Annotated in this window: 23 protein-coding genes and 2 pseudogenes; 19 read left to right on the top strand and 6 right to left on the bottom strand. The window is 66.1% G+C overall.

Annotation, left to right across the window (positions count from 1 at the left end; translation table 11 throughout):
* Window positions 1–19: 19 nt before the first annotated feature.
* Window positions 20–592 (bottom strand): hypothetical protein, encoded by a 573-nt coding sequence (locus DID96_RS04335; protein ID WP_124598011.1) that lies wholly within the window; start codon window positions 590–592, stop codon window positions 20–22.
* On the opposite strand from DID96_RS04335, the pseudogene DID96_RS04340 reads away from it, so the two are divergent.
* The 16 genes and pseudogenes from DID96_RS04340 to DID96_RS04415 all read left to right on the top strand — a co-directional run.
* A pseudogene (locus tag DID96_RS04340) lies at window positions 579–1,112 on the top strand (SCO family protein); the annotation flags it as partial. The gene DID96_RS04335 and the pseudogene DID96_RS04340 sit on opposite strands and share 14 nt — an antisense overlap.
* A 110-nt stretch (window positions 1,113–1,222) precedes the next feature.
* Entirely contained in the window at window positions 1,223–1,897 is a 675-nt protein-coding gene (locus tag DID96_RS04345) for a response regulator transcription factor (RefSeq protein ID WP_260463801.1), read from the top strand.
* 183 nt (window positions 1,898–2,080) lie between these two features.
* Entirely contained in the window at window positions 2,081–2,539 is a 459-nt protein-coding gene (gene gspG / locus DID96_RS04350) for a type II secretion system major pseudopilin GspG (RefSeq protein ID WP_124598059.1), read from the top strand.
* A gap of 53 nt (window positions 2,540–2,592) precedes the next feature.
* Window positions 2,593–3,795, top strand: coding sequence for a type II secretion system F family protein (locus DID96_RS04355; protein ID WP_124598013.1), 1,203 nt, complete (start codon window positions 2,593–2,595; stop codon window positions 3,793–3,795).
* Between the two features lie 80 nt (window positions 3,796–3,875).
* Window positions 3,876–5,537 (top strand): GspE/PulE family protein, encoded by a 1,662-nt coding sequence (locus DID96_RS04360; RefSeq protein WP_124598060.1) that lies wholly within the window; start codon window positions 3,876–3,878, stop codon window positions 5,535–5,537.
* Entirely contained in the window at window positions 5,518–6,411 is an 894-nt protein-coding gene (locus tag DID96_RS04365) for a hypothetical protein (RefSeq protein WP_124598014.1), read from the top strand. The genes DID96_RS04360 and DID96_RS04365 overlap by 20 nt, the downstream gene beginning before the upstream one ends.
* Window positions 6,408–6,938: a hypothetical protein gene (locus DID96_RS04370; RefSeq protein WP_124598015.1), complete on the top strand. Its 531-nt coding sequence runs from the start codon at window positions 6,408–6,410 to the stop codon at window positions 6,936–6,938. Before DID96_RS04365 ends, DID96_RS04370 begins: the two co-directional genes overlap by 4 nt.
* Window positions 6,935–7,501 (top strand): hypothetical protein, encoded by a 567-nt coding sequence (locus tag DID96_RS04375; RefSeq protein WP_124598016.1) that lies wholly within the window; start codon window positions 6,935–6,937, stop codon window positions 7,499–7,501. The genes DID96_RS04370 and DID96_RS04375 overlap by 4 nt, the downstream gene beginning before the upstream one ends.
* On the top strand, window positions 7,498–8,112 hold the full coding sequence (locus DID96_RS04380) for a hypothetical protein (protein ID WP_124598017.1): 615 nt from the start codon (window positions 7,498–7,500) through the stop codon (window positions 8,110–8,112). The genes DID96_RS04375 and DID96_RS04380 overlap by 4 nt, the downstream gene beginning before the upstream one ends.
* Complete coding sequence (locus DID96_RS04385) at window positions 8,112–10,463, top strand: type IV pilus secretin PilQ (protein WP_124598018.1); 2,352 nt, start codon at window positions 8,112–8,114, stop codon at window positions 10,461–10,463. The genes DID96_RS04380 and DID96_RS04385 overlap by 1 nt, the downstream gene beginning before the upstream one ends.
* 3 nt (window positions 10,464–10,466) lie before the next feature.
* Window positions 10,467–11,018: a type II secretion system protein gene (locus DID96_RS04390; RefSeq protein WP_124598019.1), complete on the top strand. Its 552-nt coding sequence runs from the start codon at window positions 10,467–10,469 to the stop codon at window positions 11,016–11,018.
* A 9-nt stretch (window positions 11,019–11,027) separates the two neighbouring features.
* Window positions 11,028–11,426: a type II secretion system protein gene (locus DID96_RS04395; RefSeq protein ID WP_124598020.1), complete on the top strand. Its 399-nt coding sequence runs from the start codon at window positions 11,028–11,030 to the stop codon at window positions 11,424–11,426.
* The gene (locus DID96_RS04400; RefSeq protein WP_311767721.1) at window positions 11,423–12,079 is read left to right on the top strand and encodes a type II secretion system protein; all 657 of its coding nucleotides are present in this window, start codon (window positions 11,423–11,425) and stop codon (window positions 12,077–12,079) included. Before DID96_RS04395 ends, DID96_RS04400 begins: the two co-directional genes overlap by 4 nt.
* A gap of 10 nt (window positions 12,080–12,089) precedes the next feature.
* Window positions 12,090–13,094 (top strand): annotated as a pseudogene (locus tag DID96_RS04405) (reverse transcriptase family protein); the annotation flags it as partial.
* Between the two features lie 416 nt (window positions 13,095–13,510).
* A complete protein-coding gene (locus DID96_RS04410; RefSeq protein ID WP_124598021.1) occupies window positions 13,511–15,640 on the top strand; it encodes a bifunctional diguanylate cyclase/phosphodiesterase in 2,130 nt (709 codons plus the stop codon).
* Between the two features lie 27 nt (window positions 15,641–15,667).
* Window positions 15,668–17,998: a bifunctional diguanylate cyclase/phosphodiesterase gene (locus DID96_RS04415; RefSeq protein ID WP_124598022.1), complete on the top strand. Its 2,331-nt coding sequence runs from the start codon at window positions 15,668–15,670 to the stop codon at window positions 17,996–17,998.
* Window positions 17,999–18,185: 187 nt separating this feature from the next.
* Here DID96_RS04415 and DID96_RS04420 read toward each other — a convergent pair whose 3' ends face one another.
* Both DID96_RS04420 and DID96_RS04425 read right to left on the bottom strand, forming a co-directional pair.
* Window positions 18,186–19,058, bottom strand: coding sequence for a nucleotidyl transferase AbiEii/AbiGii toxin family protein (locus DID96_RS04420; protein WP_124598062.1), 873 nt, complete (start codon window positions 19,056–19,058; stop codon window positions 18,186–18,188).
* Entirely contained in the window at window positions 19,039–20,079 is a 1,041-nt protein-coding gene (locus tag DID96_RS04425; RefSeq protein WP_124598023.1) for a type IV toxin-antitoxin system AbiEi family antitoxin, read from the bottom strand. Before DID96_RS04425 ends, DID96_RS04420 begins: the two co-directional genes overlap by 20 nt.
* A 280-nt stretch (window positions 20,080–20,359) precedes the next feature.
* Between DID96_RS04425 and DID96_RS04430 the strand changes: the two genes are divergently transcribed.
* From DID96_RS04430 to DID96_RS04440, 3 genes are read left to right on the top strand one after another with little or no spacing between them, the layout of a single operon-like run.
* The gene (locus tag DID96_RS04430) at window positions 20,360–21,625 is read left to right on the top strand and encodes a styrene monooxygenase/indole monooxygenase family protein (protein ID WP_124598024.1); all 1,266 of its coding nucleotides are present in this window, start codon (window positions 20,360–20,362) and stop codon (window positions 21,623–21,625) included.
* Window positions 21,615–22,157, top strand: coding sequence for a flavin reductase family protein (locus DID96_RS04435; protein ID WP_124598025.1), 543 nt, complete (start codon window positions 21,615–21,617; stop codon window positions 22,155–22,157). The genes DID96_RS04430 and DID96_RS04435 overlap by 11 nt, the downstream gene beginning before the upstream one ends.
* 1 nt (window position 22,158) lies before the next feature.
* Complete coding sequence (locus DID96_RS04440; RefSeq protein ID WP_124598026.1) at window positions 22,159–22,971, top strand: glucose 1-dehydrogenase; 813 nt, start codon at window positions 22,159–22,161, stop codon at window positions 22,969–22,971.
* 324 nt (window positions 22,972–23,295) lie between these two features.
* Here the strand turns inward: DID96_RS04440 and DID96_RS04445 are convergent, their stop codons facing one another.
* The 3 genes from DID96_RS04445 to DID96_RS04455 are packed head-to-tail and all read right to left on the bottom strand — an operon-like array spanning window position 23,296 to window position 24,960.
* Window positions 23,296–23,574 (bottom strand): SemiSWEET transporter, encoded by a 279-nt coding sequence (locus tag DID96_RS04445; RefSeq protein ID WP_124598027.1) that lies wholly within the window; start codon window positions 23,572–23,574, stop codon window positions 23,296–23,298.
* 31 nt (window positions 23,575–23,605) lie between these two features.
* Window positions 23,606–24,616: a 2Fe-2S iron-sulfur cluster-binding protein gene (locus tag DID96_RS04450; RefSeq protein WP_124598028.1), complete on the bottom strand. Its 1,011-nt coding sequence runs from the start codon at window positions 24,614–24,616 to the stop codon at window positions 23,606–23,608.
* Window positions 24,617–24,630: 14 nt separating this feature from the next.
* Window positions 24,631–24,960 (bottom strand): non-heme iron oxygenase ferredoxin subunit, encoded by a 330-nt coding sequence (locus tag DID96_RS04455; RefSeq protein WP_124598029.1) that lies wholly within the window; start codon window positions 24,958–24,960, stop codon window positions 24,631–24,633.
* Between the last annotated feature and the right edge of the window lie 6 nt (window positions 24,961–24,966).

Here is a 24,966-nt window from a genome sequence, read left to right on the forward strand (position 1 = left end):
TACCGGCGTTTGGGGGTCGTCATCCCATGACGCTTTCGTCCGAATTCAGGACACTGCACTTGCGAGGTAATGAAACCGTCACGGTGTTGCGCATCGCCAGGGAGACCGACATGAAAAGCATTGCCAGATCGACGATGGGGGCATTCGTAGTCGCGGGCATAACGCTCGCCGCGAGCGCAGCATGGTCCGCGACGACCGACAGTGCCGTTGAAAGCGCTGTCGAAAGCACCGGCGAGAACGCCACCGCGAATGCTGCCGAAAGCGCGGCCATGAGTGCCGGAGCGAACGCCCCGCAGGGCACCGTCGAAGGCGTCGTCGAGAAGGCCACGGAGAGCACGACCGAGAGCACCACGGAAAGCACCACCGGGGGCGCGGCGGAAGGCACCGACATGCAGATGTCCCACGATGCCATGCCGGGCATGATGCAGACGCCCGAGAGCGCCGGCGAGAGCGCCACGCAGAATACCAGGCAGAACGCGACCGGCACCGTTAGCGAGAAGGCCACGGAGAGCGCGACCGGAAAATCCGAAGGTGACGCCGCTGAAAGCGCCGTCGAGGGCACCACGGTCAACACGACCGAAGATGCCCACATGCACATGCATCACGCCGTGATGCCGGGCACGACGCAAATGCGGGCCCAATACACGCTGCCATCGGTCGAGCTCGTGCGGGACGACGGCAAGGCCGTGTCGCTGGTCGATGAACTGAACGACGGCCGGCCGGTGATCCTGACTTTCATCTACACGACCTGCACGACCATCTGCCCGATGATCAGCCAGACGCTCGAGCAACTGCAGAGCGAGCTCGGCCCCGACCGCGACAAGGTGCACATCGTGTCGATCTCGATCGACCCGGAAGAGGACACGCCAGCACGGCTCAAAGCGTATGCGGCGCGCTTCGAGGCCGGGCCCGAGTGGCAGCACTACACGGGCACGGTCGACGCGAGCATCGCCGCGCAGCGCGCGTTCAACGTCTACCGTGGCGACAAGATGAATCACACGCCGGTGACGTTCCTGCGGGCCGCGCCCGGCCAGTCGTGGCTGCGCATCGACGGCTTCGCGACGCCGTCGGAACTGCTCGATGCGTATCACGACGTCGTCGCATCCAACTAGGCCCTGTTTAGGCCCTGTTCACGCTGATAAATAACGGGCTTGCGCCGGCCGCCAGAGCGGCCGGGCGCAAGGAATCCCACGCGCAACGCGTTCGGCAAGGAGCAGCGAAATTGGACAAGAAGCATCGCGTGCTGATTGTCGAGGACCAGCATCTGCTGCGCATCGGCCTGAGCCGCATGGTTTCCGAGCTGGACGACTACTGCATTGCCGGCGAGGCGAGCGGCGGGATCGAAGCCTGCCGTCTCGCCGCGCTGACGCTGCCCGACCTGATCCTGATGGATCTGTCGATGCCGGGCGGCAGCGGCTTTGAAGCGATCGCGACGATCAAGCGCGATACGCCGCATACGCGGATCATCGTCCTCACCGTTCACCACAGCGAAGACAACGTGCGGGAGGCGTTCGCGTCCGGTGCGGACGGGTACGTGGTCAAGGACTCGTCGTTCGCCGATCTGGTCCGCGAAATGCGTTTCGTGATGCAGGGCAAATGCGTGGTCAGTCTCGACGCGTACCGTTCGCGTGTCGGCCTCCAGGGATTGCGCGACGAGAACGCGCACAAGGCGCGGTTGTGGAATACGCTGACGAGCCGCGAGCGTACGGTGATGCGGCTCGTCGTCGAAGGGCACACGAGCCGGCAGGTCGGCGAGTGTCTGAAGATCAGCCCGAAAACGGTCGAGAAGCATCGCGCGAACCTGATGCACAAGCTCGGCATCGCGAACCTGACCGGCCTTGTCCACTTCGCGATCGACATCGGCGTGCTCGCGCTGAACGACGACGGGCGTGTGTGAAAACCCTCCAAAAAGGGACCGCGCAACTGGGGGGGCTTTACCCATGTCGATGGACGGCACTCCCTACTTCTGACCCGTATCGCCCTGAACAAGAATGCATTCAACGGCTTCAGCGTTGCTGAAGCCGCAGGTCGATACAGGGAGGGGGCCGTGCGCAACGAATCGTCCTCGATCCAGCCCGGCATGCCCGGGCATCCGCGGCATCCGCGGGTTTGCGCCGAGCGCGCTCGGCGCACGCGCGCAAGCCGCGGCTTCACGTTGCTCGAACTGCTCGTCGTGATGGTCATCATCGGCCTGCTCGCGGGCCTCGTCGCGCCACGGTATTTCGAACAGGTCGGCAAGTCGAACGTGAAGGTCGCGCGTGCGCAGATCGTGTCGCTCGGCCAGGCGCTCGACCAGTACCGGCTCGATGTCGGCGCGTACCCGTCGACCGAAGAAGGTCTGGACGCGCTCGTGAACAAGCCGCAGAACGAGCCGCGGTGGAGCGGCCCGTACCTGCAGAAGGCCGTTCCGGTGGATCCGTGGGATCGTCCGTACCAGTATCGTTCGCCGGGCGAGCACGGCGACTACGACCTGTATTCGCTCGGCAAGGACGGGCGCGGCGGCGGCACCGGCGAGAACGTGACGATCTCGTCGTGGTAGCGATGCGTGGCGCCGCCACGCGCGTCGTGAGCAAGTCTGCAAGGAGAGTCGACGTGAAGTTCGTGCTGCGTGTCTTCGATACGAATGGCTCGGTCCAGACGCTTCGCATCGACAGCGATTCATCGGCGAGCGCGGCAGCGCTCGCGCGCTCGCGCGGCCTTCGCGTCGTCTCGGTGAGCGCGGATGCCCGCCGGCAGCGGCGCGGCGCGAGCCGGCTCCGGATGCCGAGCGCGCGGTTCAACGTCGAGATGTTCGCGCGCGAGCTCGCGGCGCTGCTCGAAGCGGGCGTGGGCGTCGTCGACGCCTTGCGCACGCTCGGCGGCAACGCGCGACGCGAAGCGTCCGCGCAGGTGTATCGCGATCTGCTGCGGCAACTGGAAGAGGGGCAGTCGCTGTCCGCGGCGCTCGAACACGCGAGCCACATCTTCCCGCCAGTGATGGTGGCGTGCGTGAAGGCGAGCGAACAGACCGGCGGTCTCGCCGATAGCCTGACCCGCTACTCGCGCAACAGCGCGACACTCCACGAGCTGCGCGCGCGCGTCGTGTCCGCGGCGATCTATCCGACGGTTCTGCTGTTCGTCGGCGCGGCCGTCGTGCTGTTTCTGCTCGGCTTCGTCGTGCCGCGGTTCGCGACGCTGCTCGAACACAGCGGGCGCGAACTGCCGCTGATGTCGCGCCTGCTGATGGCGTGGGGCAGCATGGTGCACGCGCACGGAACCGAGCTCGGCGTCGGTCTCGCGGTGCTGGCCGTCGCGACCGGCATCGCGTTGCGTCGTCCGGCGCTGCGGATCTGGATCGCCGATCGCCTGTTGGCGCTGCCTGGCATCGGGCAACACTTCCGCGTGTTTCGCCAGTCGCAGTTCTATCGCACGACGTCGATGCTGGTGGACGGCGGCATTCCGGCCGTCCGCGCGTTCGACCTCGCGCGCGGCCTCGTCGGCCACGCGGACCAGGCCGCGCTTGCGGGCGCGCTGCAGCAGGTGCGCAACGGCGCGAGGATCTCCGATGCGTTCCAGCAGGCCGGCCTCGCGAACGCGATTGCGTACCGCCTGCTGACGGTGGCCGAGAAGACGGGCGGCCTCGGGCCCGTGCTCGACCGGATCGCCGCGTTCCAGGAAGCGCAGGTGTCCCGCACGATCGATCTGATCTCGCGACTCATCGAGCCCGCGATGATGATCGTGATCGGCGTGGTCATCGGTGGAATCGTCGTGCTGATGTACCTGCCGATCTTCGAGATCGCGTCGAGCATTCAGTAGATCGTCATTGGGGAAAACGCGTGGATACCGTCACCACCACACCGGAAAACCTCCCCGACGCGCGCGCGGAATTGCGTGACATGCTGCGCGCGCTCGGCGAACAGCACGGCTCCGGCATTCGTGCGCTCGAAGTGCTGATGGCGCAATCGGCGCTCAGCGCGGACGAGCTGCGCGCGCAGCTCGCCGCGCAATTCCGGATGAGGCCGATCGGGATGCGTGAACTCGCTCGCCTCGAGCCGGACTTCGACATGGTGCCGTTCGTCGACGCGACGACGCGCCTGTGCGTGTGCTTTCGCGATCCGGACGGCGGCAACGCGCTGCTGTTCGCGATCGCCGATCCGCTCGATGCCCGCACGCGCGGCTGGATCGAACACCGGATGCGCGCGCGGCCCGCGGTGCCGTACAGCTGGGCGCTCGCGAGCGCAGGGGACATCAACGCGTATCTGACCGTGCGCGAGAAGGACGTGCGCGCGATGGACTCGCTCGCGTTCGACGATCCGATCCAGAGCACGCCCGACCCGGCGTCGCTCGCGCTGACCCTGCAGGGCATCAGCAGCGACGACAGTGCGGTCGTGCGGCTACTCAATTCGACGATCTACGACGCGCTCAAGATGCTCGCGAGCGACATCCACCTCGAATGCCGCGCGAACGGGTTGATGATCAAGTGCCGTGTCGACGGCGTGCTCACCGTGGTGGGCCGCGTCGAGGGGCGCGACGTCGCGGACCAGGTGCTGTCGCGCGTGAAGGTGATCTCCGAACTCGATATCGCGGAGCGCCGCGTGCCGCAGGACGGGCGCTTCAAGGCGTCGTACGCGGGCCGCGACATCGATTTCCGCGTGTCGATCATGCCGAACCAGTTCGGCGAGGACGCGGTGCTGCGGATTCTCGACCGCTACCAGCTTTCCCAGGCGTCAGGCGGCCTGACGCTCGAGGCGCTGGGATTCCAGCCGGACGACACGCGCTTCATGCGCTCGATCGCGTCGATGCCCTACGGGATGCTGCTCGTCACCGGGCCGACCGGCAGCGGCAAGACCACGACGCTCTACGCGATTCTCACCGAGATCAACAACGGCCTCGAGAAGATCGTGACCATCGAGGATCCGGTCGAATACCAGTTGGGCGAGATCCTGCAGATTCCGGTCAACGAGGCGAAAGGCCTGACGTTCGCGCGCGGGCTGCGATCGATCCTGCGGCACGACCCCGACAAGATCATGGTCGGCGAGATCCGCGATCCGGAAACCGCACAGATCGCGGTGCAGGCCGCGCTCACCGGCCACCAGGTGTTCACGACCGTCCACGCGAACAACGTGTTCGACGTGATCGGCCGCTTCACGAACATGGAGGTCGATCCATACAGCTTCGTGTCCGCGCTGAACGGTGTGGTTGCGCAGCGGCTGCTGCGCCAGTGCTGCCCCGATTGCCTGACCGAGGACGAGGTCGACGCGGATACGCTCGCCCGCTCGGGCATCGACCCAGGCACGAGCGGCAGCTATCTGTTCCGCCGCGGCGCAGGCTGCGCGATGTGCCGCGGCAGTGGCTATCGCGGGCGCCGCGCAATCGCGGAGGCGCTGCGCATGAACGACGAGCTGAGGCAGTTGCTGTCGGAACGCGCGCCGCTCGGGCACATCAAGGCGGCGGCGCTGCGCTACGGGATGAAGACGCTGCGCTCGGCGGCGGTCGAGCTGGTCAGGCGCGGCGAGACGACACTCGAGGAGATCAACCGTGTCACGATGGTCGAATAGTCCGGTTGCGATCGGAGTCGGTACGCGCGAGATCGTCGTCGGAGTCCGCGCGCCCGGACTGTGGCACCCGCGCAAGTACCTGCCCGCCGCCGATCCGGTCAGCATCGCCATCCCCGACGAGCAGTTCGGCAGCGAAGCGGGCGTGCTCGATGCCCTGCGCGCAGCGCTTGCCACCCAGCCCGGCACCGCTGCCGCCGACGCGCAGACGAGCGCGGCGAAGCCGCTCAAGCGCAGCGCGCACATCGTGCTCGACGATTTCTGGTGCCACCACGCGATACTGCGCGGCGACTTCCGCACGCTGCGCATGCGCGAGCTCGAAGAAGTCGCGCATGCGCATTTCTCCGACACGTACGGAATCGACGGTGCATCGCTGGTCGTGCGCTTCTGCGTGCAACATGGCGGCCGCGCGCTGTTTGCGAGCGCGATGTCGCGCACGCTGCATGACGGCGTGCACGACCTGGGCGCATCCGGAGACGTCCGCATCCGCAGCTTGAGAGCGTGTCTTCCGGAGATGCTGAATCGCGTCGCGGTGAACACCGACGGCGATGCGCTGCTGCTGTTCGTCGCCGACGAGCTGCTGCAGGCCGTGATGATCGAACGCGGCGGCTGGGCCGCTTATGACGCGCAGCGCCTCTTTCCCGGCGATGCGAGCGACGCGTCGCGGCTCGCCGAACTCGCGGAGCAGCTGTTCGAACGTTCGGCGACGCGCTCGGGCCTCAAGCGCGAAGACTGCAAGGTCTATCTGTGCGGAATCGACGCGGATTCCGCGCCGTTCGAAGCGCTGCTCGAAGCTCGATTTGCGGCCGCGATACGGCCTGCCATGCCGGCGAACGACGGTTCACCCGCGCGTCGGCTGATGGAGTACGCGCAATGATGCGAAGCCTCGAAATCGACTTTTGCCGGCACCGCGCCCGCACCGGGACGAGCGGCCTGATCCTGCTGGGCGCGGCCGCGCTGCTGCTGGCCGTGTGCGGTGCACGGCTGTGGCATGCGTACGCGGAAAACGGGCGCATCCACGCGGAAGTGGAGGCCGTCCGGCACCGGACGCTCGCGCAGCGGCATGTCGTGAAGCCGCCGCCGACGCCGGCCGCAAAGCTGGCGGAAAAGCAGACCCAGGCGGTTCTGCGCGAACTGACCGTGCCGTGGCAGGAGCTCTTTTCGATCGTCGAGGACTACCCGGACCATGACGTTGCGCTGATCGGCATCGACCAGAACCCGGCGCAGGCCCAGATCCGCATCACGGCCGAAGCGAAGGATCTCGACGCGATGATCGCGTACCTGAAGTATCTGCAGACGAGCGTGCTGCTGCGCGAAGCGGCGCTCAACGGTCACATCGTCGAGAACAACGTGCCGGGCAAGCCCGTGCGGTTCCAGGTCACGGCCGTCTGGAGAAAATCATGAAAGCGGATTGGTTGCGGGACAGGCTGCTCACGCTGGGTTTCGAGTTGCGGCGCGCTTTCGGTCTGCCGGGATTCGCCGGCGTACTGATGATCGGTGCAGCGGCGATCGTGTACACGGCGATCGCCAGCCTGGAAGCCGATACCCGCGCACTGCAGGATCCTGTCGGGCTCGTGCGCGCGATGCACAGCCATCGTCCGGTCGGCGAGCGCAGCGCGGCAGCGGATGCGGTGGCGCTCGACGCGCTGCCCGACCTGTTCCCGCGCTTCTCGCAGAGCGCGGACGACATCGCATCGATCTTCGCGCAGGCGCGCGACAGCCATCTGACGCTCGGCTCCGCCGAGTACCTGGTGACGACCGATTCCGGCGCGCGCTTCGCGCGCTATCAGGTGCTGCTGCCCGTCAAGGACCAGTACGGCGCAATCCGGCATTTTCTTGCGTCGGTGCTCAACAACGTGCCGAACGCGGCGCTGCAGGAAATCCACGTCGAGCGCCCCGCCGTGGGCAGCGACATCCTCGACGCGCGCGTGCGTTTCGAGCTCATCTACCGGAGCGCGCAGCCATGAATGCCTCCGCCATCAAGCCCGCTTCGCGCCGGCAGATCGCGCTGGCGCTGGGTTGCATCGTCGCTGCCGGCGCCGGCTATTGCGTGCTGGTCGCGGCGACGCGGGGGCCGGCGCCTGTCTCGGCCTACGCCGCCATGCATCGCGACGGCGCGCGCACACCGACGCCCCGGGGGGCCACGCACGCCGCGGCGGCCGCGCCCGCGTCGCAACCGGCATCGTCCGGCACGGCGGCGTCGGCGGCAGAGGTGGCAGCGCCGCAAGAAAAGCTCGCCGCATTGCGTGCGCCGGTTGCCGTCGAAGCGGCGCACGACCCGTTCACCGCTTCGTCATGGCTGCCGCCGCCGCCCGTCGTGGTGCCGACGCTTCCCGAAACGCGTCCGGCGCCGCCGTCGGCGCCACCGGTGCCGTTCGCCTACGTCGGCGAACTCGATGCCAAGGCGGCGAAGCCGCAAGTATTTCTCAGTAACGGCGAACAGTTGCTGATCGTTTCGCCCGGCGACGTGATCGACGGCCAGTATCGCGTCGAGTCCGTTTCGGAGTCGAACGTGGTGCTCACCTATCTGCCGCTGAACCAGATCCAGGTGGTGTCCATTCCAGGGGAAGGAAAGTGATGAAAACCTCACGCACACGGGGTGCGCGCCGCGACGGCAATAGCGGCCCATCGACACGCCTGTCGCCTGCCACCCCGATCGATCCCCGGCGCACGCCGCCAGGCCGGACCACGACGAAACGCGCGCTGGCGGTCGCCGTGGCCGTGCTCGCCTGCGGCGGCTGCGCACACGTGCCGAACGTTCAAGACGATCCGACCAACGCGCAGGTGAAGATCGACGCGATGCACAATCGCGACACCGACGTCAACCAGCTCCTCGACAACGCCGACAAGTTCCGTCAGGAGAACCAGTTCGATGACGCGGCCCGGTCCGTCTATATGGCGACCGAGCTCGATCCGACCAGCGAGCGCGCACGCAAGGTCGGCGCGATGATCGAGCAGGACCGCAAGCATCTGGCGATCCTGCAGGAAGCCGACCGCATGATGAAGCGCGGCTCGTACGCGCAGGCGGCCGATCGCGTGCACCGCGTGCTGGCCGAGGATCCGGCCAATGCGATGGCGTTGCGGATGCAACGGGAACTCGACGAAAAACGCCGCCAACAGCACGCGGAAAAGGACGACAAGCTCGCCGCTTCGTCGATCATGCGCACGCCGGTGTCGCTGCAGTTCCGCGACGCGAACGTGCGGATGGTGTTCGAAGCGCTGTCGCGCACGTCGGGACTGAACGTCATTTTCGACCGCGACGTGCGGGCCGACCTGAAGACGACGATCTTCGTGCAGAACGCGTCGCTGCAGGACACGGTCGACATGATCCTGTTGCAGAACCAGCTCGACAAGAAGCAGATGAACGCGAACACGCTGTTCATCTACCCGGCGACCCCCGCGAAGGAGCTCGAGTATCAGGAGCTCAAGGTGCGCACGTTCCAGTTGTCGAACGTCGATGCGAAGCAGATCCAGTCGCTGCTGAAGAGCCTGCTGAAGTTGAAGGAGGTCGTGATCGACGAGCGCGCGAACACCGTGACGATCCGCGGCACGCCGGACATGATCAAGGTCGCCGACGAGATGATCGCCGCGCAGGACCTGCCGGAGCCGGAGGTGATGCTCGAAGTCGAGGTGCTGGAGGTGTCGCACGATCGGATGTCGCAGCTCGGGATCAACTGGCCCAACTCGTTCACGGTGTCGACCCCGAGTTCGACCGATACATGGGGCGCGCTGCACCATCTGCCGGTCAATGCGCTGAATGTCAGCGGCCTCTCGGCCACCGCCGATTTCAAGCTCACGGATACCGACGCGAACCTGCTCGCAAGCCCGCGCATCCGCACGCGCAACAAGGAGAAGGCGCGCATCATGATCGGCGACAAGGTGCCGGTGATTTCGAGCTCGAGCACGCCGAGCACGAGCGGCCCGTCGTTCACGCAGATGATTCAGTACCTCGACGTCGGTATCAAGCTCGAAGTCGAGCCGCAGGTCTATCGTGACGGTGACGTGGGCATCAAGATGAATCTCGAAGTCAGCAACATCACCAATACGATCTCGAGCGGCAATTCGCAAGGCCTGAGTTCCCTCGCGTATCAGATCGGTACGCGCAGCGCGTCGACGAGCCTGCGCCTTCGGGATGGTGAAACCCAGATCATGGGCGGACTGATCTCGGACGAGGACCGCCGCAACGCGAACAAGGTGCCGGGCCTCGGTCAGCTGCCGTTGCTCGGCCGGCTGTTCTCGGATCATGGAGGCGACCACAAGAAGACCGAGATCGTGCTGCAGATCACGCCGCACATCGTCCGGCCGCAGGTCGCCGCGGATGCGGACACGCAGGAAGTGTGGTCGGGCACCGACGTCAACGTGCACGCCGACGAATTGCGGCTCGATCCGGTGTCGCTGAACGCGGAAGCGCCCGCAGCACCGGACGCAGCCGCGAAGCCCAGGGTGAGGGCGGTGCCCGGCAGCGTGGGCGGTGGCACGTCGGGCGGCAGTGCGGCCCCGTCCCCGGCATTGGGCGCGGCGGCGCAACGTGCGCAGCCGTCGCCGGAGAACGGCGCGTTCGGGCAGTTGCCGCCGGCGCCTCGCACGACGCCGCCGCCCGAACCGTACGGCGGGCGTTTCTCGCGACAGCCGCCCGCGCTGCCCGCGCCCGCGGCGGGCGCGACGCCTGCGCAGGGGGCGGCGCCAGCGGGCAGCGCGCCGCAGGCGGCTGAAGCGGCGGGTAACGCGGCGGGTAGCGCGGCGGGTAACGAAGTGGAGCCGGCCCCCGGCACCAGCGTCACGCCGGTGGCGACGCCGCAGCCGGCCGCGCCTGCGGCAGCGGCGGCTGCCGCGGCACCTGCTGCGGCTGCAGCGCCGCCGACGCTGCAGATGCCGGCGGGCGACATCCCGAGCGAAAACCCGCTTCACTCGATCCAGAACGGGAATTGAACCGTGGCCACGCGGAACGGCACGACGCGCGTCGGCGGCACCGGTCGTCATGGCCGGCGCGGCCGGCGCGGCTTCACGCTGATCGAGATGGTGATCACGCTAGCGCTCGTGGGGATTCTTGCGCTCGCGATCATGCCGTTTTCCGAACTGATCGTGCAGCGGCAGAGGGAGCAGGAGTTGAGCGCCGCGTTGCGAGAGATCCGCACCGCAGTCGACGCGTACAAGGACGCGAGCGACGCGGGAAAGATCGACAAGGACGCGGAGGCATCCGGCTATCCGCCGTCGCTGACCGTGCTCGTCACGGGCGTGAAGGACGCGCGGGATCCGAAAGGCGGCCTGTTGATGTTCCTGCGCCGGGTGCCGCGCGATCCGTTCTTCGCGGGCGACCCGGATACGCCGGCCGAGGACACCTGGGCCGTGCGCGCGTACGGAACGCCGCCGGATCAGGCGGCTGGCGACGTGTCCGGGAGCGCGGACGCCGGCAAGGACGTGTTCGACGTGACCTCGAAATCCGATCGCGTCGGCATCAACGGCATTCCGTACAAACAATGGTGACCGTAGATCATGAAACCCGCTCGCATGCGCAGGCCGCGCGGATTCACGCTGATTGAAATCGTGGTCGTGATGGCCATCATCGGCCTGCTTCTGACGTTGGCGCTGCCACGTTACATGCATGCGATCGAGCGCGGGAAGGAGCAGGTGCGGCAGCAGAACGTCGCGGTGGTGCGCAACGCGATCGACCAATACTACGGCGACAACGGCGAGTACCCGGAAACGCTCGACGCACTGGTCGCGAAGCATTACTTGCGCGCGATCCCGCTCGATCCGGTGAACGGCGACGACAAATGGGCGGTGATCGCTTCGCCGGACGAGACCAAGCCGGGTGTCTACGACATTGCACCCGCGAGCAGCCCGCAGGGCGAGCCGCCGCATACGGTGGGAGCGGCGGGAGCGGCGAAATGAGCGATGCCAGCCGGGCTGCCTGCCGCATCGCGCGCGCAAAGGCGCATGCAAAAGTGCATGCACGGGCACATGCAATTCGCTGCCGCCCGCATGCCGCGCGTCAGCGCGGGCTCGTGCTGCTGGCGCTGCTGATCGCGCTGATGCTGATGTCGATCGCATTGTCCGGCGCGCTGGATGTGTGGGCGCTGCAACGGCGCCGCGAGCAGGAGAAGCAGTTGCTGTTCGTCGGCGACCAGTACCGGCGGGCGATCGTGCGCTACTACCAGCTGGGTCGCGCTTACCCACAGACAGTCGACGATCTGCTGGAAGATACCCGCACGCCGAAGCCGCTGCATCATCTGCGCCGCGCGTATCCGGATCCGCTCACCGGACGCAACGACTGGAGCTTCCTGTGGCGGGGCGATCGCTTTTATGGCATCTACAGCAGCTCGGATCTGGCGAGCGTCAAGCGCGCGGGATTCCCGCAGCGCTACTCGGATTTCGAGGGCGAGGAGACTTACAGGAAGTGGAAGTTCCTTTACCTCGCGCCCGGCCTGAGCTTGCCGGCCAGCGATGCGGTGGCGGCCGCGCCCGCTCAGGCGGCCAGCTTCCCGAGCTTGTCCGGGTTCGCGGGCGGATTCCTGCCGGGGCAGGCGCCGAGTGGCCTGCGTTGACGGCTGGTCGGGCGATCTCGCCGACTGGCTCGGACTGAGCGTGCCCGAGCTCGACTGGCTCGCCGATCGCTGGCGGGTCGCGCCACGCAGCAGCGAAATGCCGCTGCATCACTACACGTACCGCGCGTTCGACAAGCGCGACGGCGGTTGCCGTCTCGTCGAGATTCCGAAAGGGCACCTGCGCGAAGCGCAACGCCACATCCTGCACGGATTGCTCGATCGCGTACCGCCGCATCACGCTGCGCACGGCTTTCGCAAAGGACGCGGCATCGTATCGTTCGCCGCACCGCACGCAGATCGCGACGTCGTGATCCGCTTCGATCTCGCCGATTTCTTCGTGTCGATCCGTGCGGCGCGCATCCATGCGCTGTTCCGCACGCTCGGCTATCCGCTCGAAGTTGCAAGGGCGCTGACCGCGCTGTGCACCAACCGCGTGCCGTCGGCGCGGCTGCTGGCGCCCGACTTGCGCGACAGGCTCGACTGGTCCGGCCGTCAGCGCTATCGCAACCGGCATCTGCCGCAGGGCGCGCCGACGTCGCCCGCGCTCGCGAACCTGTGCGCATTCCGGCTCGACACGCGGCTTGCCGCGCTGGCGCGTTCGCTCGACGCGAGCTATACGCGCTATGCCGACGATCTCGCGTTTTCCGGTGGCGCTGTCCTGGCACGTACGGCCGACCGGTTGCCGGCCAGGGTCGGCGCGATCGCGCTCGAGGAGGGGTTCGCGCTGCAGTGGCGCAAGACGCGCGTGATGCGCCGAGGCGTGCGACAGCGGCTCGCGGGCGTCGTCGTCAACCGGCACCCGAATCTTGCCCGCGACGAATTCGACACGCTGAAGGCGATGCTGACCAACTGCGTCCGGCACGGGCCGGCATCGCAGAACCGCGTCGCGCATCCGGATTTTCGCTATCTCGCGGGACGTGTCGCGCACGCGACGATGCTAAACGACGCGCGCGGAGCGAAGCTGCAGGCGATCTTCGACAGGATCGTGTGGGATAAGGGTGACGGCACCGCGTGAGCGGGCCAGGATCGGTATTTACCCTGAATAACTACGTAGTCATCCGAAATATATTCGAGCATGGTCTTTTGACCGACGATGGAGGGGCGTTTCCAGCGATGCCGGAAACGCAGGCTGGGCGGTTGAATGTCTGGTCATATGCGGGTCAGGCAAGAGCGGGTGCGTGTGGGGACGGTGAGTAAGCTCCCTGAGGGGTGTCGGCAACCTTCCTGCAAGCCAAAACCCGACACCTCGTTCCGGCACTTTTTTCAGAAAAAAAAATATCTTTCGGGCAATCGTTTGCGCCCAGCCGCCCGGCATTCAGTTAATTCATCACATGCCGATACCTTGAAGGCGTTCCTGATCGAAGCGGCATCGCCTCGCCGTTTCGATCAGGAACGGCATCAGCCAACGCGACGGATAGGGGAAGGAAGGTTTTGGCGACAGTTTTCGGGTGCATCGTTCATCGGCACAATCTCTGGCTGGTGTTGCTTGCCGCGCTGTTGTGCGGGGCCGGCTCGTGGGTCACCGCACGCCTGTTCCAGCGCACGGTAAACACGACCGGCACGCAGCGGCTCGGCTGGCATGTGCTGACGGCCATCTCGGCCGGCGTCGCAATCTGGTGCACGCACTTCGTCGCGATGCTCGGCTTCGACGCCGGCGCGCCCGTGCACTTCAACCTGCCGCTCACGCTCCTGTCGCTGCTCATCGCGGTCGGCGGCAGCACGATCGGCTTCGCGCTGACGACCTGCCGCACCGTGAAGGCCGCGCCCGCGGTCGGCGGCGCGATCGTCGGCATCGCGATCGTGCTGATGCACTACACCGGCATGCTCGCGTGGCGGGTCGAGGGTATCGTGTCGTGGGACGTCGACTACCTGATCGCGTCGGTGCTGCTGTCGATGACCCTCGCGGCGCTCGCGCTGCACCTCGCGCTGCGGCCGTCGCCGCACGCAGTCAACCAGATGGCCGGCGTGCTGTCGCTCGCGATCCTTGCACTGCATTTCACCGGGATGTCCGCGCTACGCATCACGCCGCTGACGCTCGACGGCGCGTGGACCGACATGAGCACGCTGCGCCCGCTGGCGCTGGCAGTCGCGGGCATGTCGCTCGTGATCGTCTGCACGGGGCTCGTGAGCTACGTGATCGACAGCAACGTGCGGGCCGAATCGCTCGAGCACCTGCGCCGGCTGGCGCTGAGCGACATGCTGACCGGCCTGCCGAACCGGGCCAGCTTCAACGAACGGCTGGACCTCGAAATCGGGCTCGCGCAAGAGCACGGCACGAAGCTCGCGCTGATCGGCATCGACCTGAACCGCTTCAAGGAAATCAACGACCTGCGCGGCCACCACGCCGGCGACGAGGTGCTGCGCATCCTCGCGCGGCGCATGACGAACCTGCTGTGCGACGGCGAATTCGTCGCCCGCATCGGCGGCGACGAATTCGCGGCGCTCTGCCGGATGGACGACGGCACGCGCCTGATGGATCTGCTCGGGCGGCTCGAGGCGGCGCTCTACAAGCCGGTCAGGGTGGACGACTACGAAGTCGTGCCGGGCGCGAGCTTCGGCGTCGCCATCTACCCGGACGACGCGACCACCAAGGCAATCCTCATCAACAGCGCGGACCTCGCGATGTACCGCGCCAAGGGCAGCATCGCGCAACCGATCTGCTTCTACGAGCCGGCGATGGACCTGATCGTCCGTGCGCGCCGCAGCCTCGCGGCCGACCTGCGCCGCGCGGTGGCCGACAACCAGCTGAGCATCCACTACCAGGTGCAGACTTCGCTCGCGACCGGCGAGATCCGCGGCTACGAGGCGCTGCTGCGCTGGCAGCATGCGACGCTCGGAACGATTCCGCCCACGGAGTTCATTCCGCTCGCCGAGGAAAACGGCGTCATCCTGGACATCGGCGCGTGGGTGCTGCGCGAAGCGTGCGCGCGGGCGGCCACGTGGGAGCCGCCCTATGCCGTCGCCGTGAACGTATCCGCCATGCAGTTCATGCACACCGACCTGACGGCGCTCGTGGCGCAGGTGCTCGAGGAAACCGGCCTGCCGGCGTCGCGCCTGCAGCTCGAACTGACCGAGTCGACGATCTTCGCCGGCCGCGAGCGCGCATTGGACACGCTGCGGCAGATCAAGGCGCTGGGCGTGAGCATCGCGCTCGACGACTTCGGCACCGGATATTCGTCGCTCGACACGCTGCGCTCGTTCCCGTTCGATCGCATCAAGCTCGACCAGTCGTTCGTCGCGGACGCGGAAGCGAAACCGCAGGATCGCGCGATCATCCGGGCCGTGCTCGCGCTCGGCAAGAGCCTGGGCATTCCGATCCTGGCCGAAGGCATCGAAACGCACAACCAGCTTTCGCTGCTGGCCGAGGAAGGCTGCGACGAAGCGCAGGGCTTTCTCCTCGGCCGGCCCGCACCACTCAACGAGATTGTCGGCAGCGGGCAGATTTCGCTGACCGGCAACAACAGCGCCCGCGCGCCGGCTCCCGTGCCTGAAGCGGCTGTCATGGCCGACATGGAACCGGGCCAGCGCGGGCACCCGACGACGCCGGACACGGCAACCTGAACCCGGGTTGCAGCAGGCTAGGCTCACATGAAAAACCACAAAGCACGGATGGCAAGACTGGCAAGCATCGCGGCGCCGGCCCGGAACCCGGATCTGCTCGCGGCGCAATACCGGGTATTCGCCGGCCAGCTCCCGGTGATGTACCTGATCCTCGTCTCGAGCACCTGGAGCCTCGCCGTCACGCACCTGGGCAGTGCGCCGCTCTGGCTGACGGTCGCGATGCCGGCCGCGATGACGCTCGCGTCGCTTGCGCGCCTGCTGCACTGGCGGAAGGCCCGGCTCCTGGAGCCGACGCCGGAAACCGTGTCGCGCGCGCTCACGGTCACGACCTGGCTGGTGATCCCGATCGCGGTGACGTTCACCACGTGGGCACTGCTGCTGTTCCCGTACGGCGACGCGTGGCAACAGGCCCAGGTCGCGTTCTACATGGCGATCACGGTGATCGGCTGCATCTTCAGCCTGATGTACCTGCGCACGGCCGCGCTGAGCGTGGCCGTGATCGTCAATGTCGCGTTCATCGCGTTCTTCATCTCGACGCGCCAGCCGACGCTCGTCGCCACCGCGCTCAACATGGCCTTCGTGTCGGCGGCGCTGATCGCCGTCATCTCGGTCAACTACCGTGGCTTCCTGCGCACCGTTGACGCGCAGGCCGAATCGCGCATTCGCGAGCAGGCGCAGACGCGGCTGATGCGGATGATCGACGACATGCCGGTCGCCGTGATGACGGCCGACCCGGAGACGTTCCGCATCAACTACCTGAACGCGACGTCGCGCAACCTGCTGCGCTCGATCGAGCACCTGCTGCCGATCCGCGCAGACGACGCGCTGGGCGCGTCGATCGACTTCTTCCACCCGCACCCGCAACACCAGCGCCGCATGCTCGCCGATCCGGCGAACCTGCCGCATCGCGCCCGCATCCGGCTCGGGCCGGAGGTGCTCGACATCCAGGTCTCGGCCGTGCGCGACACCGAAGGGCGCTACATCGGCCCGATGCTGTCGTGGTCGATCGTCACGCAGCAGGCCGAGGCGGAGGCGCGGATCCATCAGCTCGCCCATCACGATTCGCTCACCGGCCTGCCGAACCGCGCGACGTTCCTCGCCGAGTTCGACGCGAGCCTGCGCCGCTCGGACAAGGTGCTCGCGCTGCTCTTCATCGACCTCGACGGCTTCAAGCTCATCAACGACGCGCGCGGGCATTCGGCGGGCGACGAGGTGCTGCGCCAGGTCGCGGAACGCCTGCGCGGGCAGTGCCCCGAGCCGGGCATGATGCTCGGGCGCATCGGCGGCGACGAATTCGCGGTACTGCTGCGCGACACCGATGCGGACGGCGCGATGGGCGCGGCCGCGCGGCTCGTGGACACGCTCGTCGCGCCCTACGCGCCGTCGCCCGATCAGCAGATCCGCATCGGCGCGTCGATCGGCTGCGTGCTGGCGCCACATCACGGCGACGCCGCCGGGGTGCTGCTGTCGCGCGCGGACATGGCGCTCTACGCGGCCAAAAAAGCAGGCAAGGGCACGTACCGGATGTTCTCGCCGGACATGGAAACGAGCGCGCAGGAACAGGTCGCGCTCGAGTCGCAGCTGCGCTTCGCGCTGGACGAGAACCAAGGGCTGTACGTGTTCTACCAGCCGATCGTCGATGTCCGGACCCGCCAGATCACGACGCGCGAGGCGCTGCTGCGCTGGCATCACCCGCGCTCCGGCTGGATTTCGCCGGGCCGCTTCATTCCGGTGGCCGAGCGCGGCGGCCTGATCGACCGGCTCGGCCGCTTCGTGCTCGACCAGGCATGCCGGCAGGCGGCGCGCTGGCCGGACGGCGCGCGCGTCGCCGTCAACGTGTCGGCGGGGCAGCTCGGCCACGGCACGATCGCGCCGGCCTTCGCGGCGGCGCTGGCCGGCGCGGGCCTTACGCCCGACCGGCTGGAAATCGAGGTGACGGAAACCGCGCTGCTGCACGACGAGGGCAAGGCCATTGCGGACTTGCGCGCGCTGCGTTCGATGGGCGTGCGCGTCGCCCTCGACGACTTCGGCACGGGCTTCTCGTCGCTCGCGCATCTGCGCGCGTTCCCGTTCGACAAGATCAAGATCGACGGCAGCTTCGTGCGCGATGCGGTCACGCGCCCGGACTGCGCGGCCGTCGTGCGCGCGGTGGCCGATCTCGGCAAGCGTCTCGGCGTGACGACCGTCGCGGAAGGCGTCGAGACGGAGGAGCAATTGGCGTGCATCACGGAAGCCGGCTGCCGCGAGGTGCAGGGCTTCCTGATCGGCAAGCCCGCGCCGGGCGAGCACGATGCGGCGGCCATCAGCTGGATCGAGCGGGCCGCGCTGGCCGCGCAGGCCACGACCAGGCGGGCGTGAGCACCAACAGAACGACCGGATTACTGAATACCCGATATGGATCGTCAGGCGTGAGTGCAGCAGCCATCGAAGCTCCCGGCGCCGAGCAACCGGCGGCCGCTAAAGCTCACGCAGTGTCGAAGAGCTGATCTTGGACGGGCAGGGCGCTGACGTCTGATCCGCCGTCCCTTGCAGACCGACGACCAGGTCAACCTGCTGCGCAGCGAGAGCCCCGCATCCGCGCGCTGGAACGTTGCGCCTTGCTGCGTTGCGGGCAACCAAGTACTGGAACTCGAGGCTCTGGATCTCCTTCTGGACGCGCTGCCAGTTCTCCTGATCGGTCACCACGATCTTGATGTTGGACTCTGCGTATGGGTTCTCCACACCCTCGTACTTGGCTTGCTCCATGCGCTTGCTCGAGATGCTGCGCAGCATGGGTGCAAGCGCTTGTGCTGTCTTGGCCAGGCGATCCTTTTCGGCGCCCATGGTTACCGGCCTCAGCATACTTCGCGAGCAGGAACCGCAGATCGGTAGCATCTCTGGCATGTTGCGTGTGTCTGTCTCGCCACGCGATGATCTTTAACATCGCGAGGGCAGGCAATGAGGCGACGAGAACGACAAGATCGGAGGCTAATTCAATCTCCAGGGCCGCCTGCAGCGCTTCTTCAAAACCTGCGACGTTCATCCGAACCGCCCCATCCGGGGGCCAACCGATCTCTCGCTCACCGTCTTCCTCGATGCCCCCAAACGGCACGATGTCCAGCCACGTCCGGTGCTCGATTTCCGGAACAACGTAGTTCAGTCGTTGCGCCTCTTCGCTTTGCTCAAATCGCCCCGTTGCGACAAGGGTGGCGCGCAGTGCTCGGTCGCCTTGCCAGTTCCCAATGCTCACGCCAATATCGACGTCGGCGGTAGCGCGCGACTGTTCGATGCCGAAGCGGTGCGTGGTAAGGATGTCGCGCGCCGTCGCGCCGCCGACGAACCATTGCGCACCGGCGGCATTCGCTGCGAATGAGACTTCACGCAATACGGCAACTGAGATCTCGGGAAATGGGTGGCTATCAAGCAGCTTGATTGGCATGTTTGATGTATTGGTCACGAATCATCCGGGCGGTTTCGAGGTTGCGCGAATCACCGCTTGCGACGAGATCCGCGTAGACGAGCGCGGGATAGACGACGTTATCGACGAGACCTGGAGTAGGGCCCAATACGACTGGTGTCGTCAGAACTTCAACGTTGCCCGTCGGATCTGGCCGCAGCCGGGCGCGAGTGATCAGCTCCTTGGGGATACCTTTTTGGCTGTACACCGTGATCATCTCGGGTTTCAGGTAGTGCGTCACGAGTGCCGCGGCCGACTCGCCGCCGAACATCCAGTCGGAATTGGGGGAGGCCATCTCGGCCCACCAGTCCGGGGCCGCCGCACGATACCGGCCGAGTTGCAGAGACGGTCGCAGCAGCGAGGGATACAAGGTGACCCATTCATCAAGCAACCGGTCGTAATCGGCGAAGGCCGTCGATCCGTCGGAGCGCTGGATCAGGTCCCTGCGCTGCAATAAGGTCTGCACCGTGATCTGCGCGGTACCCGTGCTGACTTTGGCAAATCCAGCGATGTCGCGTCGGCCCTGGTTGACCAACGCGGGCTTGACCAGCAGCGCCAGGATGACCTGCAAGGACCGCTTGGACCACCGGCTGGGCCTGGAACGACCAACCGTCGTTGCACGCGGCCGGCCTGATACCAGAATGATGTTCTTCTGCTCGCGCAGAAATGCGTTGCCGGACGCGTCGATCGCATTGATCCCAAGCGTGCGGCAGGCGTCAATGAGGATCGGCGTGAGATACGACGTGACGAGCAGTAAATGTCCCGCATCTTGCATTCGGGCTCGGGCGGTGGCGGTTACGGCCGCGAGTCGCTCCTGACGGTCAATTGACTGGACCACCATAGCCAGGCGGCTGATTCGAGGTTCCAGCCCGAATTCAACAGTTCCATCGTACTTCGTATGGGGGGGCGGCGCGCTCACACACGTGTCAATGCCCGAGGCTGCACTGAAAGCCTGCGCGGCCGCCTCAACCAGTGGATGTGGCTCAACCGTTGATGTGTTCATCAACAACTCCGTTCAGTTTTCTTGAGTGCACACGCACCGTGAACGGATTGAAATGTTGAACACGCCAATGGTTCAAGAATACCCGTCGTTCACGAATCTTGAACATCAAGAAAAATTGAACCAACCCTGGCCAGCGCGGGTGACGGGGATGTTCCCTGGCGCCGCAAGCGCCGCGGCACATAAGTGCTTCCATCTATCGTCGTAAGTATCCGAGCGAATTTACCGGCCATATACGACCTCCTACGCTACGCATAACCTCAACAAACAGGAGACACGCAACGTGAGAAGGATCGGAATCGTAGGAGGCGGGCAGGCCGGGTTTCATCTGGCGTTCGGTTTGCTCGATCGCGGATACGACATCACGCTGTATACGGACCGCACGCCTGATCAACTGCTCGCGGGCAAGATCCCGAGCACCGCGTTTCTGTTCAATGAAACGCTGGATTGGGAGCGCCGGCTCGGCCTGAATTTCTGGGAAGACGTGGCGCCCGCCGGTGAAGGGATGCTCGTCGATTTCCGCGAGCCGTCTGGCGCGAGCGTGATGACAGTCAAGGGCCGGCTGCATGACCGGTCGGGGCTGGCAATCGACCAGCGCACGAAGTTTGCCCGCTGGACCCAGGAATTCGAACGGCGCGGCGGCAACCTCGTCTTTCAATCAGTCGACATCGGCGAGCTGAACGACATCGCCGGTGCCAATGACTTGACGCTCATCGGGTCCGGCAAAGGTGCGATCAATGCGCTGTTCGCGCGCGACGAGGTGCGAAGCGTGCACGACAAGCCGCCGCGGAACCTCGCGGCGATGCTGCTCAAGGGCCCCCGGATTGTCGGCGACCGCCCGTGGCCGAAGGCCGACTTTCGGCCGCTGCGGTTCAATTTCGTGTTCGGCGTCGGCGAGTTCTTTTCGCTGCCGTTTTACACGCATGCCGCTGGCGAATGCCGGAGCTTCCTGTTCGAAGCACGCCCCGGCGGCGAGATGGATCGCTTCCAGTCCGCGACGGACGGCAACGAACTGCTCGAGATCGCCCGCGGCGTCATGCGTGATTTCTCGCCGGAAGACGCAAGCCTGCTCGACGATGCGCAACTGACCGACCCGAACGCGTGGCTCAAAGGCGCATTCACGCCGACGGTACGCCATCCCGTCGGCCGCCTCGATTCCGGGCGCGTCGTGATGGGCGTCGGTGACACGGTGTGCCTGAACGATCCGATTGCGGGACAGGGCGCGAACAACGCGTCGCGCATGGCGGTGCATCTGATCGACGCAATCGACGCGCACGGTCGCGAGCCGTTCGACGCCACGTGGATGCAGCGGACGTTCGACGCGTTCTGGGATGCGTCGGCGAGCTACACGACGGCCTTCACGAATGCGCTGCTCGAGCCGCCGGGCGATGCGGTGATGCACGTATTGCGCGCAGCGGCGAGCCAGCGTGCGGTGGCCGACGACTTCGTGCGCTGCTTCCAGCGTCCGAGCGAGTTCTGGCCGTGGATCGCCGACTTGTCGGAGGCGCGGCGCTTCGTCGCGGAGCGGGTGGCGTGCGATGCAGCCTGAACACGACATCGTCGCGCGCGCATGGCGCCATCATCACGAGATTCCGCAGGCGCCCGGTGATTTCCGGCGCGCACTCGGTTGCTTCGCCACGGGCGTGACCGTCGTCACGACCGTCGATGACGAGGGCCGCCGGATCGGGCTCACGGCGAATTCGTTTTCGTCGGTATCGATCGACCCGCCGCTGATCCTGTGGAGTCTGGCGCGACGCTCGCCGAATGTGCGCGCGTTCGAGCGTTGCCGGTTCTTCGCGGTCAACGTGCTTGCTGGCTCCCAACTGGATATATGTGCGCGCTTTTCAAGGCCGATCGACGACAGGTTTTCCGGCGTCGACGCGGTCGACGGGCAGGGCGGTGTGCCGCTGATCGCGGGCGCCGTTGCGCAGTTCGAATGTGAGAACGAGGCCGTGCACGCGGGCGGCGATCACGTGATATTCGTCGGCCGGGTCAACCGCTTCCGCTGGCACGAGCAAGCGCCGCTGGTCTTCTGCATGGGCGCATTGCGTCAGCTGGACACGGACCTTCAGGAAACCTGAAATGAATCCATCAACATGCTGGGGCATCGACGGAAAGACCGCAATCGTGACGGGGGGCTCGACGTTGATCGGCGCCGCTGTCGCGCGTGCGCTGTGCGACGGTGGTGCGAATGTCGTGGTCGCCGACATCGACGTCGAGCGTGGCCTCGCGCTGGCCGATTCGCTGGGCACACGTGCGATGTTCATCGAAACGGATCTCGCCGACGATGCGGCTGTTCGTGGTTGCGTGCAGGCCGCACACACGCGGTTTGGCCGCATCGACATTCTGGTCAATGTGGCCTGCGCGTATGTCGACGAAGCACTCGCGTCGACGCGCGCGCAATGGCACGCGGCCTTCGATATCAACGTGGTTGGCGCGTGCCTGCTGCTGCAGGCCGCGCATCCGTTCATGTGCGAAGCCGGTGGCGGCGCAGTCGTGAATTTCGGATCGACGAGCGCGTCTGCCGCGCAGGCGGGGCGCTGGTTGTATCCGGCCAGCAAGGCGGCAATTCTGCAATTGACGCGCAGCCAGGCGCTCGATCTCGCTCGGGACAAGATCCGCGTCAATGCGGTGTCGCCGGGATGGACGTGGTCCGGCGTGCTCGATGCGATTTCCGGCGGTGACAAACGCAAGGCCAATGCCGTCGCCGAGAAATTCCATATGCTCGGCCGCATTGGGGAGCCGGAGGAAGTCGCCAATGCCGTGCTGTTTCTCGTGTCCGACAACGCATCGTTCATCACCGGGGCGAATCTGGCCGTTGACGGCGGCTATTCGGCGATGGGCCCCGAGCAAGGCCTGTCGCCGATCGCCGAACTGATGGCGCCGTCCGCCTGAACGGCACGCGTCGGTCAGCAGTTTCGAGACCGACGCGTTTCCTTTCCCTTTTCCCATTCCCCCGCGTCAATTTTCCGATTTCCTGATTGCAGCACGTGCTTCGACGCGAAAAGCGCGGCGCGGCATCGATGGACATCGTTTCGACACCTGAATACCGCAAACAAAGCGCCCGAAGCCGACCGGTATCGGGCAAACGAATGCAACATCGCCGCGGGCTGGGCGGGTAACCGCACAGAATGACGCGTGTCACCTTTGCCGGATCGGTTTTCCGAGAAAGCGATCCGGCGGCCTTTCAATGATGATGCTTGAGTGGTCACCCGGTCTTCACCGGGTTTCTTCCTCGCCCACACGCTCGACGCGATATTTCAGCACGATGATCACGACGGCCAACAGGAGGACGACCGCATTGTTCAGCACGACCGGCAGCGCGCCGATCACAATGCCGTAGTACAGCCACAAACTCACGCCCGCGATGAAGCACGTGTACATCGCGTACGAAATATCTCGAGCAGAGCGTGAACGCCTGATCTTGACGACTTGCGGAATGAACGAAAGGGTCGTCAGGATCCCGGCGATCAGGCCGACGGCATCAGTCGTATTCATGGAGCGGCACCGGTAACGTGAGCATGGCGGGTCAGAAGAATCGGTCGAAATGCACCTGCGACATCGGTACACGATGGCGGGTGTGCAGCATGTCCAGCAGCGCCTGGATCATCGGTGGCGGGCCGGCCAAGTAGTATTCGTGGGCGGCCAGGTTCGCGCCGAGAACGTCCTCGACATACTGGTGCACGAAGCCGGTGCGGCCAGACCATCCATCGGCGCCGTCGGGCGACGATACCGCCGGATGGAACGTGAGGTGTTCGCCGTAGCCCGGCAGCGCGCGCAATTGCGCATCACCGCATACGTCGCGCGGCGTGCGTGCGCCATAGAAGAAGTGCAGCCGGTGTGCGCCCAGCATGCCGGCGTCGGTCATGCCGCGCGCGATCGACAGCATCGGCGCAAGGCCCGATCCGCCTGCGATGCAAACGACGTCGCGCGCCGGTTCCGTCCGCAGGAATGCCATGCCATAAGGGCCATCGAGCGTCACGCGGTCGCCCGGCTTCAAGCGGTCGAACAACATCGCCGACCCGGCGCCGCGTTCGACGCGGCGTACCTGAAAATGCCAGTCGCCGTCGTCGTTCGGCAGGTTCGCCATCGAATACGCACGCGTGCCGGCGATTCCCGGCAATTGCAACACGGCAAATTGTCCCGGGCGAAACACGGCGGACGACGCAGCGCGGAAGCGGAACTCGCGGATGTCATGCGTGACGTCGTCCGTCGCGACCAACGTCACGACCTGTTTGAGAGGCGGCTGCTCGGGGCGGCACGCGTCGTCGAGCCGGATCTTGATACGGCAGTCGCTTGTCGGGCGGCATTGACAGGCGAGCTGCCGTCCCTTCGCGCGATCGCGTGCCGAGAGCCCGGGCGCGTCTTCCCACAGCACGTCGACGGTGCCTTCAAGCAGCTCGAACTTGCAGGTGCCGCATGCGCCCGCGGTGCATTCGTAGGGCATGCCCAAACCGGCCCGCAAGCCGGCGCCGAGCACGGTGTCGTCGGGATCGCACGCAAAGCGGTGCGCCGATCCGTCGAGAAGGATCTCCGGCATGTCGATACCCTCCGTCAATCGGTGATGCGAATGCCGATGGCATCGTCTTCGACGACGACGGCATACGTTTTCAGATCGACGATGCAGGGGGCGCCCACGGCCTTGCCCGAGCGGATGTCGAATGCGCCTTGGTGGAATGGGCATTCGACGACGTCGCCGTCGATCTCGCCGTCGCAAAGGGAGGCTTCGCCGTGCGTGCACGTATCGTCGGTCACGTGGAACTGGCCGTCGAGGTTGTAGACCGCAACCGGCGCGCGGCCGGCGAGTTCGATGCGTTTCGCGCATCCGCGCGGCACGTCGGAGGTGTGGCAAAGAAAGTGAATCGTGTGCTCGGCTACCGTCATGATGGT

Source organism: Burkholderia sp. Bp8963 (genome assembly GCF_003854275.1).
Taxonomy (GTDB): Bacteria; Pseudomonadota; Gammaproteobacteria; order Burkholderiales; family Burkholderiaceae; genus Burkholderia.